Annotated in this window: 13 protein-coding genes; 10 read left to right on the top strand and 3 right to left on the bottom strand. The window is 64.5% G+C overall.

All coding sequences use genetic code 11. From position 1 onward, the window contains the following. Window positions 1–499 precede the first annotated feature (499 nt). The 3 genes from JQC81_RS10565 to JQC81_RS10575 are packed head-to-tail and all read right to left on the bottom strand — an operon-like array spanning window position 500 to window position 2624. Complete coding sequence (locus JQC81_RS10565; RefSeq protein WP_203271781.1) at window positions 500–1033, bottom strand: GNAT family N-acetyltransferase; 534 nt, start codon at window positions 1031–1033, stop codon at window positions 500–502. Next, window positions 1030–1884, bottom strand: coding sequence for a prephenate dehydratase (locus JQC81_RS10570; RefSeq protein ID WP_203271782.1), 855 nt, complete (start codon window positions 1882–1884; stop codon window positions 1030–1032). The genes JQC81_RS10565 and JQC81_RS10570 overlap by 4 nt, the downstream gene beginning before the upstream one ends. Next, on the bottom strand, window positions 1881–2624 hold the full coding sequence (locus tag JQC81_RS10575; RefSeq protein ID WP_203271856.1) for a 3-deoxy-manno-octulosonate cytidylyltransferase: 744 nt from the start codon (window positions 2622–2624) through the stop codon (window positions 1881–1883). The genes JQC81_RS10570 and JQC81_RS10575 overlap by 4 nt, the downstream gene beginning before the upstream one ends. A 272-nt stretch (window positions 2625–2896) precedes the next feature. On the opposite strand from JQC81_RS10575, the gene JQC81_RS10580 reads away from it, so the two are divergent. The 10 genes from JQC81_RS10580 to JQC81_RS10625 all read left to right on the top strand — a co-directional run bounded on the left by JQC81_RS10580 (window position 2897) and on the right by JQC81_RS10625 (window position 15497). Continuing rightward, window positions 2897–3556 (top strand): c-type cytochrome, encoded by a 660-nt coding sequence (locus JQC81_RS10580; protein ID WP_203271783.1) that lies wholly within the window; start codon window positions 2897–2899, stop codon window positions 3554–3556. A gap of 153 nt (window positions 3557–3709) precedes the next feature. Further along, window positions 3710–5554: an extracellular solute-binding protein gene (locus JQC81_RS10585; protein ID WP_203271784.1), complete on the top strand. Its 1845-nt coding sequence runs from the start codon at window positions 3710–3712 to the stop codon at window positions 5552–5554. After that, window positions 5551–7416: an extracellular solute-binding protein gene (locus JQC81_RS10590; protein WP_203271785.1), complete on the top strand. Its 1866-nt coding sequence runs from the start codon at window positions 5551–5553 to the stop codon at window positions 7414–7416. The genes JQC81_RS10585 and JQC81_RS10590 overlap by 4 nt, the downstream gene beginning before the upstream one ends. A gap of 39 nt (window positions 7417–7455) precedes the next feature. Beyond that, window positions 7456–7824: a DUF4260 domain-containing protein gene (locus JQC81_RS10595; protein ID WP_203271786.1), complete on the top strand. Its 369-nt coding sequence runs from the start codon at window positions 7456–7458 to the stop codon at window positions 7822–7824. Next, on the top strand, window positions 7824–8939 hold the full coding sequence (locus tag JQC81_RS10600; protein WP_203271787.1) for a microcin C ABC transporter permease YejB: 1116 nt from the start codon (window positions 7824–7826) through the stop codon (window positions 8937–8939). The genes JQC81_RS10595 and JQC81_RS10600 overlap by 1 nt, the downstream gene beginning before the upstream one ends. A gap of 1 nt (window position 8940) precedes the next feature. After that, window positions 8941–10104 carry an ABC transporter permease gene (locus tag JQC81_RS10605; protein WP_203271788.1) on the top strand — a complete coding sequence of 388 codons (1164 nt, stop codon included), beginning with the start codon at window positions 8941–8943 and terminating at the stop codon, window positions 10102–10104. Further along, window positions 10101–11729 carry an ABC transporter ATP-binding protein gene (locus JQC81_RS10610; RefSeq protein ID WP_203271789.1) on the top strand — a complete coding sequence of 543 codons (1629 nt, stop codon included), beginning with the start codon at window positions 10101–10103 and terminating at the stop codon, window positions 11727–11729. Before JQC81_RS10605 ends, JQC81_RS10610 begins: the two co-directional genes overlap by 4 nt. Window positions 11730–11747: 18 nt before the next feature. Beyond that, complete coding sequence (locus JQC81_RS10615; RefSeq protein ID WP_203271790.1) at window positions 11748–12725, top strand: cation diffusion facilitator family transporter; 978 nt, start codon at window positions 11748–11750, stop codon at window positions 12723–12725. A gap of 41 nt (window positions 12726–12766) precedes the next feature. Further along, a complete protein-coding gene (locus JQC81_RS10620; protein WP_203271791.1) occupies window positions 12767–13987 on the top strand; it encodes a phosphopentomutase in 1221 nt (406 codons plus the stop codon). 247 nt (window positions 13988–14234) lie between these two features. Beyond that, entirely contained in the window at window positions 14235–15497 is a 1263-nt protein-coding gene (locus JQC81_RS10625; RefSeq protein WP_203271792.1) for a GTP cyclohydrolase II, read from the top strand. Window positions 15498–15582 lie beyond the last annotated feature (85 nt).

The raw sequence follows: 15582 nt of genomic DNA on the forward strand, positions 1-15582 counted from the left end.
GACCGTGCCTGCCTCCACACTGCGACGCCTCGCGAGCGCGCCCCTCAACAGAGGCAGGTCTACACAACGATATAGCCAAGGTTAGAACAGCTGTCAAGAACAAAGTGAGAACATTGCCTCTTCGTCATGGCCGGCCTTGTGCCGGCCAACCACGTCTTTGCACCCTTTCGTCCTCCTCTGCCCTCATCCTGAGGAGCAGACGCAGTCTGCGTCTCGAAGGATCGTCCAGTGCCCGCTGGAGCCTCCTTCGAGACGGTCGCTGAAGCGACCTCCTCAGGATGAGGCTGGAGAAGCGGAAAACGACGGAAGACGTGGATCCCCGGACCAAGTCCGGGGATGACGCAGAGGGTGGCAGGATTGGAGGAGCATCAAGACTGTGAGGGTGTCATTCCCGGAAGGACGCGCAGCGGAGGGGAAGGGAACCCACTCACACGCTCCCCACCATGGATCCCTTTCCCGGCCTCACGGCCGCCGGGGATGATGCGCTGGAAGCGCGGGTTCAATCCTGCAAGGCAAGCTCGAACCGGTAAGCGATTTCGGTCACCATCTGGCCGCGCAGATCGAAGGATTGCTCGGCCCCGGCCCTGCCGCCCAGCGTTTCATAGAAACAGCGTGCAGGCAGGTTGTCCTTCAAAACCCACAGGCCGACCGAGCGAAAGCCATGGACGGCGAGATGGTCGAACACGCCCTGCATCAGCCTGCGGCCGATGCCCTGCCGCTTGACCCTATCGAGCAGGTAGATCGCATAAATCTCAGCTTCGGTTCCGAGGAGCTCGGATTCCTTGCCCCGGATCGGCCCGCCTCGAATGAAGCCGACAATCTCGCCGTCATCGGCTTCAGCCACGAGAAGCATGGCCCGAGGTTCCGGCTCAGCCAGAGCCCTTCGCCATAGCTGCACCCGCTCTTCGACGGAGAGGCCGGCGAGTGCCTCCGGCGAGAGGAAATCCTTGTAGGACTCGCGCCAGCCCTGCACGTGGGCCTTGGCGACCCCTTCCACATCGGCCTCAACGGCGTCGCGGATGCGGATCGTCACTCGGCCGCCGCCCCGATCTTCGCCCGGAACGGATCGGCCGGGTAGACGCCCAGGATGCGCAGCTCGCGGGAGAAGAACTCAAGCTCCTCGAGGGCGCGCTTGAGGTTGGCGTCTTCCGGGTGACCGTCCACCTCGGCATAGAACTGCGTCGCCAGGAACTCGCCCTCGAGCATGTAGCTCTCGAGCTTCGTCATGTTGATGCCGTTGGTGGCAAAGCCGCCGAGCGCCTTGTAGAGCGCGGCCGGGAGGTTGCGGACGCGGAACACGAAGGACGTGACGGTGGGGCCGTTGCCGGCAGGCGCCCATTGCGGCGTCTTCGACAGGAGGACGAAGCGGGTGGTGTTGTGCGCCTCGTCCTCCACGTTCTCGGCCAGGATCTTCAGGCCGTAAATGTCCGCCGCCATGCGGGGCGAGAGAGACGCGCGGGTTGGGTCCTTCCACTCGGCCACCTCACGGGCGGAGCCGGCGGTGTCGCCGGCCACGTGCGCCTTCAGCCCCAGCTTGCGGATGATCTTGCGGCACTGGCCGAGCGCATGGACGTGGCTGTAGACGTCCTTGACGGTGCCGAGATTGGCCTCGGGGATCGCCATCAGATGAAAATGGATCGGCAGGAAATGCTCGCCGACGATGTGGAGCCCCGAGGCCGGCAGCAGATGATGGATGTCGGCCACGCGGCCGGCGATCGAGTTCTCGATCGGGATCATGGCGAGGCCTGCCGGCCCCTCGTTCACGGCGGCAAATGCGTCCTCGAAGGTCGGGCACGGCAGAGCCTCCCAGTCGGGACGCGCCTCCGAGCAGGCGGTGTGCGAATTGGCGCCCAGCTCGCCCTGGAATGAAATCAACTTGCTCATGCTGTCCTCCGGGCTGCAATAATCTCGCGCGCCCTTTCCAGATCGTGGGGGGTGTCGACGCCCAGCGGCACGTCGTCGACGACGACCGCATCGATGCGCATGTCCGCCTCCAGGGCGCGCAGCTGCTCCAGCTTTTCGCGTTGTTCGAGGGGCGATGGCTGAAGGCCGACGAAGCGCCGCAGCGCCGTGCGCCGATAGGCGTAGAGGCCGATGTGATGATAGAGCGGCCCGTCCCCGTAAGGCGCGGTCGCCCGGGTGAAGTACAGCGCCCGGAACCGGCCCGGCGAGACCGGGGTTCCCACCATCTTGACCACGTTGGGATTGGTCTTCTCCTCCTCCCGGGCGATGACGGCAACGAGGGTCGCCAGATCGACCTGCGAATCCGAGAGCGGCGAGATGGATGTTGCGATGGCGGCCGGATCGACCGTCGGCAGGTCGCCCTGAACGTTCACCACTACGTCGTGCCGGCCCTCCGGGTCGAGCTTTTCCACAGCCTCGAAGATGCGGTCGGAGCCGGAGGGGTGATCGGCGCGGGTCATCACCGCCCGCCCGCCGGCGCGCGTGACGGCCTCGGCGATTTCGGGCGCGTCGGTGGCCACCGCCACCGGGCCGATTCCGGCCTCGACCGCCCGGCGCCACACGTGGACGATCATGGGCTCGCCGGCGATGTCCGCGAGCGGCTTGTTGGGCAGGCGGGTTGCCGCGAGGCGGGCCGGAATGAGGACGAGCGGATCGGACATGGGCACGGGTTTTTTGAGAAAAAGCTGCGCGTGCTTAGCAAGGGAGGGACCTTTTGTCATGGGCCGCGGCTCACGTCCCGGCGGACCCGATGCCGATTTTCGAGCGTTGCAAACCCGAACTGCGACCACGAGAACGGCGAAAACTCCCGGAAACCCCATTGTCAAACCCCCATGACAACGGCTAAGCAACGCCCCGACGCGGGCACCCGCCTGCGGATCCTTTCTGCTGCGCTGGTTTCGCCGCTTTTACGAAGGCGAGGAGAGCCTCACTTATGAATATCGAGACCAATAAGATCGCGGGCGCCGTTTTCGGCTCGCTTCTCTTCGTGGTCGGCGTCAACGTCATCGCCGGCGGCCTGTTTTCTCCCGAGAGGCCCGCAGTCCCGGGCTATGACCTCCCGGCCCCCGAGGAAGGCGCCGCCGCCGATGCCGGGGGCGCTGCCGCTCCGGCCGAGCCGCTGCCGGTTCTTCTCGCCAGCGCGGACGTCGCGAAGGGTCAGGCTGCGGCCAGGAAGTGCGCCTCCTGCCACACCTTCGAGGAAGGCGGAGCCAATAAGGTCGGGCCGAATCTCCACGGTGTCGTCGGACGTGCTCTCGCCGCGCATCCCGGCTTCAACTATTCGGGAGCTCTCAAGGGCAAGGGCGGCGACTGGAACTATGAGGCTCTGAACGCCTTCATCCAGAACCCGAAGCAGGCTGTTCCCGGCACGATCATGGCCTTCGCCGGCATCGCCCAGGCTAAGGAGCGGGCGGACCTCATCGCCTATTTGAAGTCGGTCTCCCCCAGCGCTCCTCCGTTCCCGGAGGCATCTGCTGCCGCAGCTCCAGCAGCCGCTCCGGCCAACGCGGCGGCTCCAGCCAATGCTGCAGCGCCCGCTACCCCGGCCGCTGGCGGAGCCCCTGCGGCTCCCGCCGCTCCTGCGGCACAGTAGAGCGCATCACCTTCACATTCAGGAGAGCCGGGCCCCAAAGCCCGGCTTTTTCTTTTGAGCCGCCTCTCCTTTCAGACGTTGTCCCTTGCGCTCGCCTCAACGCGCCCAAAAATGTAGCGAACGACAGACGCCTCACGTCCTAGGAGACGCCGTGTGATCCGTACCCTTCTGCCGAGCTTTCTGGCCGCCTGCCTCGCCCTCAGCCCCCTCGCAGCCCAGGAAGCCCAATGGCGGCACGGATCGGTCCTGCTGGACGAGCCGAAATATCCCGCAGGCTTCAAGCATTTCGACTACGTGAACCCGAATGCCCCCAAGGGCGGGCTGGTGCGCCTGGGCGCCCAGGGCACCTTCGACAGCTTCAACATCGTGGTGGCGGGCGTGAAGGGCTCGCCCGAGCAGGGGATCGGGCTCGTCTATGAGGCCTTGACCACATCCGCCCTCGACCAGCCCAACTCGTCCTATGGTCTCCTGGCCGAGGCCTTTTCCTATCCCGAGGACTATTCCTCCGTCACCTTCCGCCTGCGTCCGGAAGCGCGCTGGCACGACGGGAAGTCGGTGACGGCGGACGACGTGATCTTCTCCTTCGAGGCGCTCAAGACCAACAGCCCCACTTACGCTTTTTATTATGCCAACGTGACGAAGGCCGAGAGGCTGAGCGACCGGGAGGTGAAGTTCACCTTCGACGAGAAGGGCAACCGCGAGCTGCCGCAGATCATGGGACAGCTCATCGTCCTGCCCAAGCACTGGTGGGAAGGCACCGCTCCCGACGGGCGCAAGCGCGACATCACGCAGACGACCCTCGAGCCGCCGCTAGGCTCCGGCCCCTACCGCCTCAAGAGCTTCGAGCCGGGCCGCACCGCATCTTATGAGCGCGTGAAGGATCACTGGGGCGCAAACCTCAACGTGAATGTGGGCCAGAACAATTTCGACGAGATCCGCTTCGAATATTACCGCGACGCAACGGTGCTGCTGGAAGCCTTCAAGGGCGACCGAATCGACTTCCGCACCGAGAACAGCGCCCGCAACTGGGCCGTCGGCTACGATTTTCCGGCCCGCCAGGAAGGGCGCGTGATCCGTGAGGAATTCCCAATCCGCGCGAGCGGCAGGATGCAGGCATTCGTGCTCAATCTCAGGCGCGACCAGTTCAAGGACCAACGCGTCCGCCGCGCCTTCAATCTCGCTTTCCCGTTCGAGGAGCTGAACAAGACGATCTTCTACGGGCTCTACGAGCGGCCCTCGAGCTATTTCTACGGATTGGACCTTGCATCATCGGGTCTGCCTGAGGGCAAGGAGCTGGAGATTCTGGAGAGCGTGCGCGACAAGGTTCCCCCTGCCGTCTTCACCACACCCTACAAAAATCCGGTCAACGATTCCCCCGAAGCCATCCGCAACAACCTGCGCGAGGCCGACCGCCTGCTGAAGGAAGCGGGCTGGGAGGTGAAGGGTGGCCGCCGCGTCAACGCCAAGGGCGAGGTCTTCAGCGTCGAGCTGCTCGGCAGCAGTCCCAACGACGAGCGCATCTTCCTGCCCTATGCGGATGTTCTCAAACGTCTCGGAATCGCCGCAACGGTGCGCACCGTGGACGACGTTCAGGAGACCAACCGCACCCGTGCTTTCGATTTCGACATCACCACCGGCCTCTGGCCTCAATCGTCCTCGCCCGGCAATGAGCAGCGTGAGTTCTGGGGCTCGCAGGCAGCACAGCGCGAAGGCTCTCAGAACCTCGCCGGCATTGCGGACCCTGCGGTCGACGCGCTGATTGATCGTGTGATCTTCGCCAAGGACCGCGAGGAGCTCGTGGCTGCCACAAAGGCGCTCGACCGGGTGCTGCTGGCACACGATTATGTGGTGCCGCAATGGACGTCGCTCAAGCAGCGCACCGCGCGCTGGGACCGCTACAGCCACCCCGACAACATGCCACGATACGGCGGAGCCGCCTTCCCGACGATCTGGTGGTACGATGAATCCAAGGCCGCCAAGACCGGAGCGCCGCGATGAGAGAGTTCAGCCGCCGCAGAGTTCTTCAGGCGGGAGCGGCAACTGCCGCTCTCTCGCTTCTGCCGCGTGCGGGCTGGACGCAGGAGGGCAACGGCTCTGAGTCCCACGGTCTCTCCAGCTTCGGGGAACTCAAATACCCGCCCGACTTCAAGCATTTCGACTACGTGAACCCGGCGGCTCCGAAGGGCGGTACGCTGGCAATTCAGATCAAGCAGACATTGGGCAACCAGAACTTCGACACCTTCAACACGCTCAACGTCTTCGTGCTGAAAGGCGACGGCGCAGCCGGGATGGCCGGCACCTTCGATACGCTGATGGCGGGCTCCGGCGACGAGCCTGATGCGCTTTACGGTCTTGTGGCGAAGAGCGTGCGCATCTCCGACGACAAGCTCACCTATCGCTTCACCTTGCGGCCCGAAGTGCGCTTTCATGACGGCTCGAAGCTGACCGCGAAGGATGCGGCCTTTTCGCTGAACATCCTGAAGACCAAGGGTCACCCAGTCTTCAGCCAAATCCTGCTGCAACTGGCATCGGCGGAAGCGGAGTCCGACGAGGTTCTGCGCGTCCAGTTCACGCCGCAGCGCAGCCGGGACCTGCATCTCGTCGTCGCCGGATTGCCGATCCTCTCCGAGCGCTACTGGCAGGGCAAGGATTTCGAAGCCGCCACGTTGGAAGCACCGCTCGGCTCAGGTCCGTATAAGGTGGGCCGCTTCGAGGTCGGACGCTTTATCGAATTCGATCGCGTGCCCGACTATTGGGCCAAGGACCTGCCCGTGAATGTGGGGCAGAACAATTTCGACCGCATTCGCTATGAGTATTTCCGCGACCGCACGGTGGCGTTCGAGGCGTTCAAGAACGGCACGCTCAACTTCCATGAGGAGGCAACGTCTCGGACTTGGGCCACAGGCTACGATTTTCCCGCCGTTCGCGAAGGCCGCGTCAAGAAGGAGGAAATCCCCAATACCCTGCCGGCGCCGATCCAGGGCTGGTACTTCAACACCCGCCGGGAGATGTTCAAGGACCCGCGCATCCGCGAGGCGATCGGGCTGGCCTTCGATTTCGAATGGACCAACACGAACATCATGTTCGGCTCCTATCGCCGCACGACGTCGTTCTTCGAGAACTCGGAGATGAAGGCCGCAGGCCGCCCGTCGAGCGAGGAGCTGGCGCTGCTGGAACCCTTCAGGGACAAGCTCCCAGCCTCCGTGTTCGGCGAGCCTCCCCTGCCGCCCGTCTCCGACGGCTCGGGGCAGGACCGGCAGCTGCTGCGCCGGGCGGACGAGCTTCTGCGGCAGGCCGGGTGCAAGCGCGAGGGCGGCGTTCTCAAGCTGCCAAACGGGCAGGCTTTCGTCATCGAGTTCCTCGATTCCTCACCCTTCCTTCAGCCGCATACACAGCCCTTCCAGAACAACCTGAAACGTCTCGGCATCGATGGCCGTTCGCGCATCGTCGATGCGGCGCAGTATCAGCAGCGGCTGAACGATTACGATTTCGACATCACCAGCCGGGCCCTCGTCGGCTCCTCGACACCGGGCGACAGCCTGCGGACCGTCTACGGTTCACAGGCCGCCCGCACGCCAGGCGCGCAGAACTTGGCAGGGATCGAGCACCCGGCGGTCGATGCACTGATCGAGACCATCGGCAGGGCCAAGTCGCGCCAGGAACTCAACATCGCCTGCCGCGCCCTGGACCGGGTTCTCCGTTCGGGCCATTATTGGATCCCCATGTGGTTCAAGGCCAGCGACTGGTATGCCTATTGGGACCAGTTCTCTCGCCCCGAAACGAAGCCGCGCTTCGCCTCGGGCGCGCCGGGAACCTGGTGGTACGATGCCGAGAAGGCGAAGCGGATCGGGCGAGGATAAAGCTTGGACACAGCTGCAACGAGACGAAGCGAGGTGGATATGCCCCACCTGCTTCTGCGCCTCGAGGGCTTGGCTCTCTTTATCCTGGCCACATGGGCTTTTGCCTATACCGACACATCCTGGTGGCTCTACGCGGCGCTGTTCTTCAGCCCCGACCTGAGCTTTGCGGGCTACCTGGCCGGTCCCCGGATCGGAGCGCTGGCGTACAATGCCCTGCACTCCACGCTCGGGCCTGCGCTCCTCGCAGGGCTTGGTCTTTTCCTCGATCACTCTATGCTGCTGGGTATCGCGGCCATCTGGGCCGCGCATATCGGGTTCGACCGCATGTTGGGATACGGCTTGAAATACGCGTCTGGCTTCAACGACACCCATCTCGGCCGCATCGGCCGGCAAGCGGCAGGCGCTTGATGCTGGCTTATATCGCGCGCCGCGTCCTCCTCATGATCCCTACCATCCTGGGGATCATGCTCATCTCCTTCGTGCTCGTGCAGTTCGCCCCCGGCGGTCCTGTCGAGCGCATCATCGCCCAGCTTCAAGGCCAGGATTCAGGTGCGACGTCCCGCATTTCAGGCGGGGGCGGCGACATGGCGGGCGGAGGCCAGGCCCCCGGAGGCGGCGGCGCAGGCGATGCCTCCTCGTCCCGCTATCGCGGCGCCCAGGGGCTCGATCCGCAGTTCATCAAGCAGCTCGAGGCGCAGTTCGGCTTCGACAAGCCGGCGCATGAACGCTTCCTCAAGATGATCTGGGACTATGCGCGGTTCGATTTCGGCAAGAGCTATTTCCGCGACATCTCGGTGCTGGAACTCATCAAGGAGAAGCTGCCAGTCTCGATCAGCCTCGGACTGTGGATGACGCTGATCTCCTATGCCATCTCGATTCCGCTCGGCATCAAGAAGGCGGTGCGCGACGGCTCCACCTTCGACATCTGGACCTCGGCCATCGTCATCATCGGCTATGCGATCCCAGGCTTCCTGTTCGCGATCCTGCTGATCGTGCTGTTCGCCGGCGGCTCGTTCTGGCAGGTCTTCCCCTTGCGCGGCCTCACCTCGGAAAACTGGGCCTTCATGCCGTGGTACATGCAGATCGCCGACTACTTCTGGCACCTGGTTCTGCCCATCACCGCTATGGCGCTCGGGGCCTTCGCCACCTCGACCCTGCTCACCAAAAACTCCTTCCTCGACGAGATCCGTAAGCAATACGTGCTCACCGCACGCATGAAAGGCCTGTCCGAGCGGCAGGTGCTCTACGGCCACGTGTTCCGCAATGCGATGCTGATCGTGATCGCAGGATTTCCCGGAGCCTTCATCGGGGCTTTCTTCGCCGGCGCGCTCCTCATCGAGACGATCTTCTCGCTCGACGGGCTGGGGCTCCTCTCCTTCGAGTCCATCGTCAACCGCGACTACCCGGTGGTGTTCGCCAGCCTCTACATCTTCTCACTCGTGGGCTTGGCCGTGAACCTCGTGTCCGACCTCACCTATACCTGGATCGATCCACGGATCGACTTCGAGACAAGGGAGGCGTGAGATGAACGAGAACGTGCCCGTCGTCTCTCCCGCCTCCTCACCCGTCGCCCCACCCCTGCCGCGTCAGGGCTTCATCAAGCTCTCGCCGCTCAACCGGCGCCGGCTTGAGAACTTCAAGGCGAACCGGCGCGGCTACTGGTCGTTCTGGATCTTCATGGTCCTGTTCGTGCTGAGCCTCTTCGCGGAGCTCATCGCCAACGACCGGCCGATCCTCGCCTCCTACAAGGGCGAGATCCTCTACCCCGCCTTCGTTGATTATCCGGAGGAGAAGTTCGGCGGCTTCCTGGCGGTCACGGATTATCGCGATCCTGTCATCCGAAATGAGATCCAGGACAACGGGTGGCTGCTCTGGGCGCCCGTCCGCTTCTCCTACAACACGCACAACCTCGACCTTCCCGTGCCGGCTCCGGCGCCGCCGACCTGGATGCTCACCGACGATCAGTGCCGCCCTATCGCGGAGCGCAACGGCGGCACCGGCTGCAACGACATCGAATGGAACTGGCTCGGCACCGACGATCAGGGGCGCGACGTGGTCGCACGCCTCATCTACGGCTTTCGCATCTCGGTGCTGTTCGGCCTGACGCTGGCCGGCATCTCGTCCATCGTCGGCGTGCTGGCTGGCGCCGTGCAGGGCTATTACGGCGGCTGGACGGACCTGCTGTTCCAGCGCTTCATCGAGGTCTGGACCGCGATCCCCTCGCTCTACCTGCTCATCATCATCTCGGCCGTGATCACGCCGAGCTTCTTCGTGCTGCTCGGCATTCTGCTGCTGTTCTCCTGGGTGTCGCTGGTGGGCGTGGTGCGCGCCGAGTTCCTGCGGGCGCGCAACTTCGAATATGTGCGTGCCGCCCGCGCGTTGGGCCTGTCGAATGCCACCATCATGTTCAAGCACCTGCTGCCCAATGCCATGGTGGCGACGCTCACCTTCATGCCGTTCATCATCAACGGCTCGATCACGACGCTGACCTCCCTCGACTTCCTCGGCTTCGGCCTGCCGCCGGGCTCGCCGTCGCTGGGCGAACTGCTGGCGCAGGGCAAGGCCAATCTGCAGGCGCCCTGGCTTGGTCTCGCGGGCTTCTTCGTAATCGCCATCATGCTCAGCCTTCTCATCTTCGTCGGCGAGGCCGTGCGCGACGCCTTCGACCCACGGAAGACGTTCCGATGACAGAACCCCTCCTCTCGGTTCAGGACCTCTCCGTCGCGTTCCGCCAAGGCGGGGGCGATATGCTGGCGGTCGACCGCGTGGCGTTCGATGTCATGCCGGGCGAGACGGTGGCGCTAGTGGGCGAATCCGGATCCGGCAAGTCCGTTACGGCGCTCTCCGCTCTCAAGCTTCTCCCCTATCCGTCCGCGCATCACCCTTCCGGCCGCATCCTGTTCAAGGGCCGTGACCTGATCCCCGCGGACGAGAACGAGATGCGGAAAGTCCGCGGCAACGACATCACCATGGTGTTCCAGGAGCCGATGACGTCCCTCAACCCGCTCCACACCATCGAGCGGCAGATCGGCGAAATCCTGAAGCTGCACCGCGGCCTCAATGACCGCGAAGCGCGAGCCCGCACGCTGGAGCTTCTGCAGCTTGTCGGCATCCGCGAGGCGGAAAGCCGCCTGGGCGCTTATCCGCATCAGCTCTCGGGCGGCCAGCGCCAGCGCGTGATGATCGCCATGGCGCTCGCCAACGAGCCTGATCTTTTCATCGCCGACGAGCCGACGACGGCGCTGGATGTGACGGTTCAGGCGCAGATCCTCAAGCTGCTCGCCGAGTTGAAGAGCAGGCTCGGCATGTCCATGCTCTTCATCACCCACGACCTCGGCATCGTGCGCAAGATCGCCGACCGCGTCTGCGTGATGTTCAAGGGAAAGATCGTCGAGCAGGGCACGGTGGCTGAAGTCTTCGGCAACCCGAAGCACCCCTATACACAGCGGCTGCTGGCGGCGGAACCCAAGGGCCGCGCCAACCCTGTTCCGCACGATGCGCCTGTCATCGTTGAGGCAGGCCCCATCAAGGTCTGGTTTCCGATCAAGCGTGGCTTCTTCCAGCGCACTGTCGGCCATGTGAAGGCGGTTGACGGCGTGTCCGTGCGCGTGCGCCGGGGCGAGACCGTGGGCGTAGTGGGCGAGTCCGGCTCCGGGAAGACCACGCTGGGCCTCGCCATCCTGCGCCTCGTGCAGTCGGAAGGACCCATCGTGTTCCTGGGCAACCGCATCGACGGCATGCGCGCCAAGGAGATCCGCCCGATGCGCAAGAACCTTCAGGTGGTGTTCCAGGATCCTTACGGCTCCCTGTCGCCGCGCATGTCGATTGCCGAGATCGTCGAGGAAGGGCTTCTCGTCCAGAACAAAGGCCTCTCATATGGCGAGCGCCGCAACATCGTGGCCAAGGCTCTGGATGACGTGGGCCTCGACCCGTCCACCATGGACCGCTATCCGCATGAATTCTCCGGCGGCCAGCGCCAGCGCATCGCGATTGCCCGTGCCATGGCCCTGGAGCCCCAGTTCATCATGCTCGACGAGCCGACCTCGGCGCTCGACATGTCCGTGCAGGCGCAAATCGTGGAGCTGCTGCGCGACCTGCAGAAGCGGCGCAACCTCGCCTACATGTTCATCAGCCACGACCTGAAGGTGGTGCGGGCTCTCGCCAACCATGTGGTGGTGATGCAGAACGGCCAGATCGTCGAGGAAGGCTCGGCCGAGAGCATCTTTGCGGCACCGCGCACCGACTACACCAAGGCGCTGTTCGCAGCCGCCTTCAACCTCGAAACGGCGGCGTCGAACGCAGTTCGCGAATAGGATCTGAACGCTGCAGCTATGCATGCGCATCATCACTCGCCCGACCATCACCATCACGGGCATGCTCATGCTCCGCAGGCTGGCCATGGACGCGCCTTCGCTATCGGCATCATCCTGAATCTCGGCTTCGTCGCTATCGAGGCCGGATACGGTTTCTGGGCCGGTTCCATGGCCCTGCTCTCTGATGCCGGGCATAACCTGAGCGATGTGCTCGGCCTCGCCATCGCCTGGGGCGCGGCGCTTCTGGCGCGACGCGGCCCGACGGAGCGCTTCACCTATGGCTTGCGCTCCAGCTCCATTCTGGCAGCACTTTTCAATGCGCTGCTTCTGCTCGTCGCCGTCGGCGGCATCGTGTGGGAATCCATCGAGCGCCTGATCAAGCCCGCGCCTGTTGCTGCCGTCACCGTGATGGTCGTGGCGGGCATCGGGATCATCGTGAACGGGTTTACGGCCTTCCTGTTCATGGGCGGTCACAACGACCTCAACATCCGCGGCGCCTTCCTGCACATGGTGGCGGACGCCGCCGTGTCCCTCGGGGTCGTGCTCGGCGGGCTCACCATCCTCTGGACGGGCGCGGACTGGATCGATCCAACCTTAAGTCTCGTGATCGCGGCGGTCATCGTCTGGGGCACCTGGAGCCTGCTGAAGCAATCTCTGACTCTGTCCCTCCACGGGGTGCCGCGCGGCATCGCGGTTCCGGATGTCAGGCAGGCTCTCGAACGCATGCCGGGCGTGGCCCGCGTCCACCACCTGCATGTCTGGGCCGTGAGCACAACCGATACGGCGCTGACGGCGCATCTCGTCATGCCGGACGGCCACCCGGGCGACAGCTTTCTCGCGGCCGCGCAACGGGAGCTGAAGGAGCATTTCGGCATCGGGCACGCGACCCTGCAGATCGAGATCGACCGTCCCGGTTCCCACGAGCACGGCCCGGACTGCCCCCTTGAGCCGCACGAGCACCCTCACGAGGGGCCATCGCATCTTTCGCCGCAATGACGTATCAGTCGTGATTCTCGTGGTTTGAGGGACTGGAACCAATGCCCCGCGCTCTTCTCATCGTGCTCGATTCCGTCGGTATCGGCGGGGCGGAGGATGCCGACGTCTATGGCGATACTGGCGCCGACACGGTGGGGCACATCGCCGAGGCTTGCGCCGAGGGACGCGGCGACCAGGCCGGCCTCCGTCAGGGGCCGCTTCATCTACCACATATGGCGGCGCTTGGCCTGGGCGTCGCCTGCGAGGCCTCGACCGGCCGCCTGCCGCCGAACCTTGCGCCGCAAGGACCGCTGAAAGGCGCCTGGGGCTACGGCGTCGAGACCTCCAAGGGCAAGGACACGCCCTCGGGCCACTGGGAGATCGCGGGCGTGCCCGTCACCTTCGACTGGGGCTACTTTCCCAACACGATTCCGACCTTTCCGGACAAGCTGACGGCGGAACTCATCGAGCGCGGCAACCTGCCCGGCATCCTCGGCAACAAGCATGCCTCGGGCACCGCAATCATCGAGGAATTTGCCGTGGAGCACCTGCGGACCGGCAAGCCGATCTGCTACACCTCCATCGACAGCGTGCTGCAGATCGCAGCCCACGAGGAGTTCTTCGGGCTGGATCGGCTCTATGAGCTTTGCCGCATCGGGCGCGAACTCTGCGACGAATACCGGATCGGCCGCGTGATCGCCCGGCCCTTCCAGGGCACGCCCGAAACGGGCTTCAGGCGCACCGGCAACCGCAAGGATTACGCCACGCCGCCGCCTTCAGACACCATCCTCGACACGCTCATGAAAGCCGGACACTCCGTCGTCACCGTCGGCAAGATCGGCGACATCTTCGCCCATCGCTCAACGGGCCGGGAGATCAAGCCCAACGGCAACGACGCCTGCCTGTCGGCGGCCATCGAGGCCATGGGCGATCTGCCCGATGGCGGCTTCGTGTTCGCGAACCTGGTCGACTTCGACAGCGAGTTCGGCCACCGCCGGGACATTCCCGGCTATGCGGCGGCGCTCGAGGCTTTCGACCGGCGCATTCCGGAAATCGAGGCTGCACTCCAGGCGGGCGATCTGGTCATCATGACGGCCGACCACGGCAACGACCCCTCCTGGCGCGGTTCCGACCACACCCGCGAGCACGTGCCGATCCTGAGCTTCGGCTCCGGGTTGAAGCTTGGCGCTATCGGAAGGCGGGAGAGCCTTGCAGATATTGGGGCCAGCGTGCTGGCGCATCTGGGCGTCAGGAGTCCGGGCAAGGGTATATCTTGGCTCTGACTCTCATCGTCATGGCCGGGCTTGTCCCGGCCATCCATGTCTTTAAGCGGCTTTAAGACGTGGATCCCCGGAACAAGTCCGGGGATGACGTGGAAGTGAACGCATTCGGCTCTGAAGCGGCTTAGCCGCACCTTCGCCCAGCACCATTGACGGCCCCGCAACTTTAGATCAGTCTTCCAAAGATCGTATGGAGGCTCTCCGGCGATCGGTCGAGGGAGTCTTCCCGTTCTCGCGTGGAAGATTGTTCATGAGCTCGCCCAACCGCTCGACGCATATCCGGCTCACCTCGCACCCCGAGCCGAACGCCGGCACCATCAAGCATCCGATCAAGTGGGGAGCCAAGGATCCCAAGGAACGCGGGCCGATCATCGGCAGCGTGACCAATCCGGCCGACCGCAACGTGATCGGCGCCCATGGCGGCTCCTATTCCCTCTATCGGGCGCTCGCCATCTCGGCCCGGGCCATGAACCCCCTGTCGCGGCCAGACCTGCACAACACCCATCCCACCGCGGAGATCGGCCCGCACCCGCAATGGTTCGACCCGGGCAAGATCGTGTCCCTCGACCCCTGGGGTCACATGGTCGGCCAGGTCTTCCAGGGCGACATTGCCGGCGGCGTCGACATCCGCCCCAGCATCGCGGTGACCAAGGCCCGCCTGAACATGCCGGAGATCCTCTCGGCCATGGGGGCGAAGCGCCTCAAGGCGGATGGCGGCTTCCTGCATGAATCCGGCGACATCTCGGTCACCAAGATCGCGGTCGATCCGGTGTGGTACCTGCCCGGCATCGCCGAGCGCTTCGGCTGCTCGGAGGGCGAGTTGCGGCGTACCCTGTTCGAGCAGACCGGCGGCATGTTCCCGGAGCTTGTCACGCGCCCCGACATGAGCGTGTTCCTTCCGCCCATCGGCAACACCACAGTGTATGTAGTGGGTGATGTGTCTCGCCTGAGCGATCCGAAAACGCGCATCGCTTGCAGGGTGCATGATGAGTGCAATGGCTCCGACGTGTTCGGCTCCGACATCTGCACCTGCCGGCCTTATCTCGTGCACGGCATCGAGGAGTGCGTGCGCGAGGCTCAAAGCGGCGGTGTCGGTGTCATCGCCTATAACCGCAAGGAAGGCCGGGCGCTCGGCGAGGTCACCAAGTTCCTCGTCTACAATGCGCGCAAGCGGCAGGAAGGCGGCGACCAGGCCTCCACGTATTTCGAGCGCACCGAATGCGTGGCCGGCGTGCAGGATGCGCGCTTCCAGCAGCTCATGCCTGACGTGCTGCACTGGCTCGGGATCCAGCGGATCGACCGGCTCATGTCCATGTCGAACATGAAGTACGATGCCATCACCGGCTCCGGCATCGAGGTGGTGGAGCGCGTGCCGATTCCGGCCGAGCTGGTGCCGCCGGACGCCCAGGTCGAAATCGAAGCGAAGAAGGCAGCCGGCTACTACACGCCCGAAGGAGCGCCAGACCCGTCGGCTCTGGATCAGGTGAAGGGCCGCGACCTCGAACGCTTCTGATGCGCAGGATCCCGAAGCGGGTGCCGGCTTGCCGCCGGTGCCCGCTTCGTTTTTAACCTTATCCCAAGCCGCCCTGTCCGCAGAT

This window comes from Microvirga arabica (assembly GCF_016811235.1).
Taxonomy (GTDB): Bacteria; Pseudomonadota; Alphaproteobacteria; order Rhizobiales; family Beijerinckiaceae; genus Microvirga; species Microvirga arabica.

Excerpts from the sequence above, each read along its gene's own strand:
- JQC81_RS10590 (WP_203271785.1), top strand. The coding sequence starts at position 5,551 with ATGAGAGAGTTCAGCCGCCGCAGAGTTCTTCAGGCGGGAGCGGCAACT.
- JQC81_RS10610 (WP_203271789.1), top strand. The coding sequence starts at position 10,101 with ATGACAGAACCCCTCCTCTCGGTTCAGGACCTCTCCGTCGCGTTCCGC.
- JQC81_RS10595 (WP_203271786.1), top strand. The coding sequence starts at position 7,456 with ATGCCCCACCTGCTTCTGCGCCTCGAGGGCTTGGCTCTCTTTATCCTG.
- JQC81_RS10615 (WP_203271790.1), top strand. The coding sequence starts at position 11,748 with ATGCATGCGCATCATCACTCGCCCGACCATCACCATCACGGGCATGCT.
- JQC81_RS10570 (WP_203271782.1), bottom strand. The coding sequence starts at position 1,884 with ATGAGCAAGTTGATTTCATTCCAGGGCGAGCTGGGCGCCAATTCGCAC.
- JQC81_RS10580 (WP_203271783.1), top strand. The coding sequence starts at position 2,897 with ATGAATATCGAGACCAATAAGATCGCGGGCGCCGTTTTCGGCTCGCTT.
- JQC81_RS10575 (WP_203271856.1), bottom strand. The coding sequence starts at position 2,624 with ATGTCCGATCCGCTCGTCCTCATTCCGGCCCGCCTCGCGGCAACCCGC.
- JQC81_RS10620 (WP_203271791.1), top strand. The coding sequence starts at position 12,767 with ATGCCCCGCGCTCTTCTCATCGTGCTCGATTCCGTCGGTATCGGCGGG.
- JQC81_RS10600 (WP_203271787.1), top strand. The coding sequence starts at position 7,824 with ATGCTGGCTTATATCGCGCGCCGCGTCCTCCTCATGATCCCTACCATC.
- JQC81_RS10605 (WP_203271788.1), top strand. The coding sequence starts at position 8,941 with ATGAACGAGAACGTGCCCGTCGTCTCTCCCGCCTCCTCACCCGTCGCC.
- JQC81_RS10625 (WP_203271792.1), top strand. The coding sequence starts at position 14,235 with ATGAGCTCGCCCAACCGCTCGACGCATATCCGGCTCACCTCGCACCCC.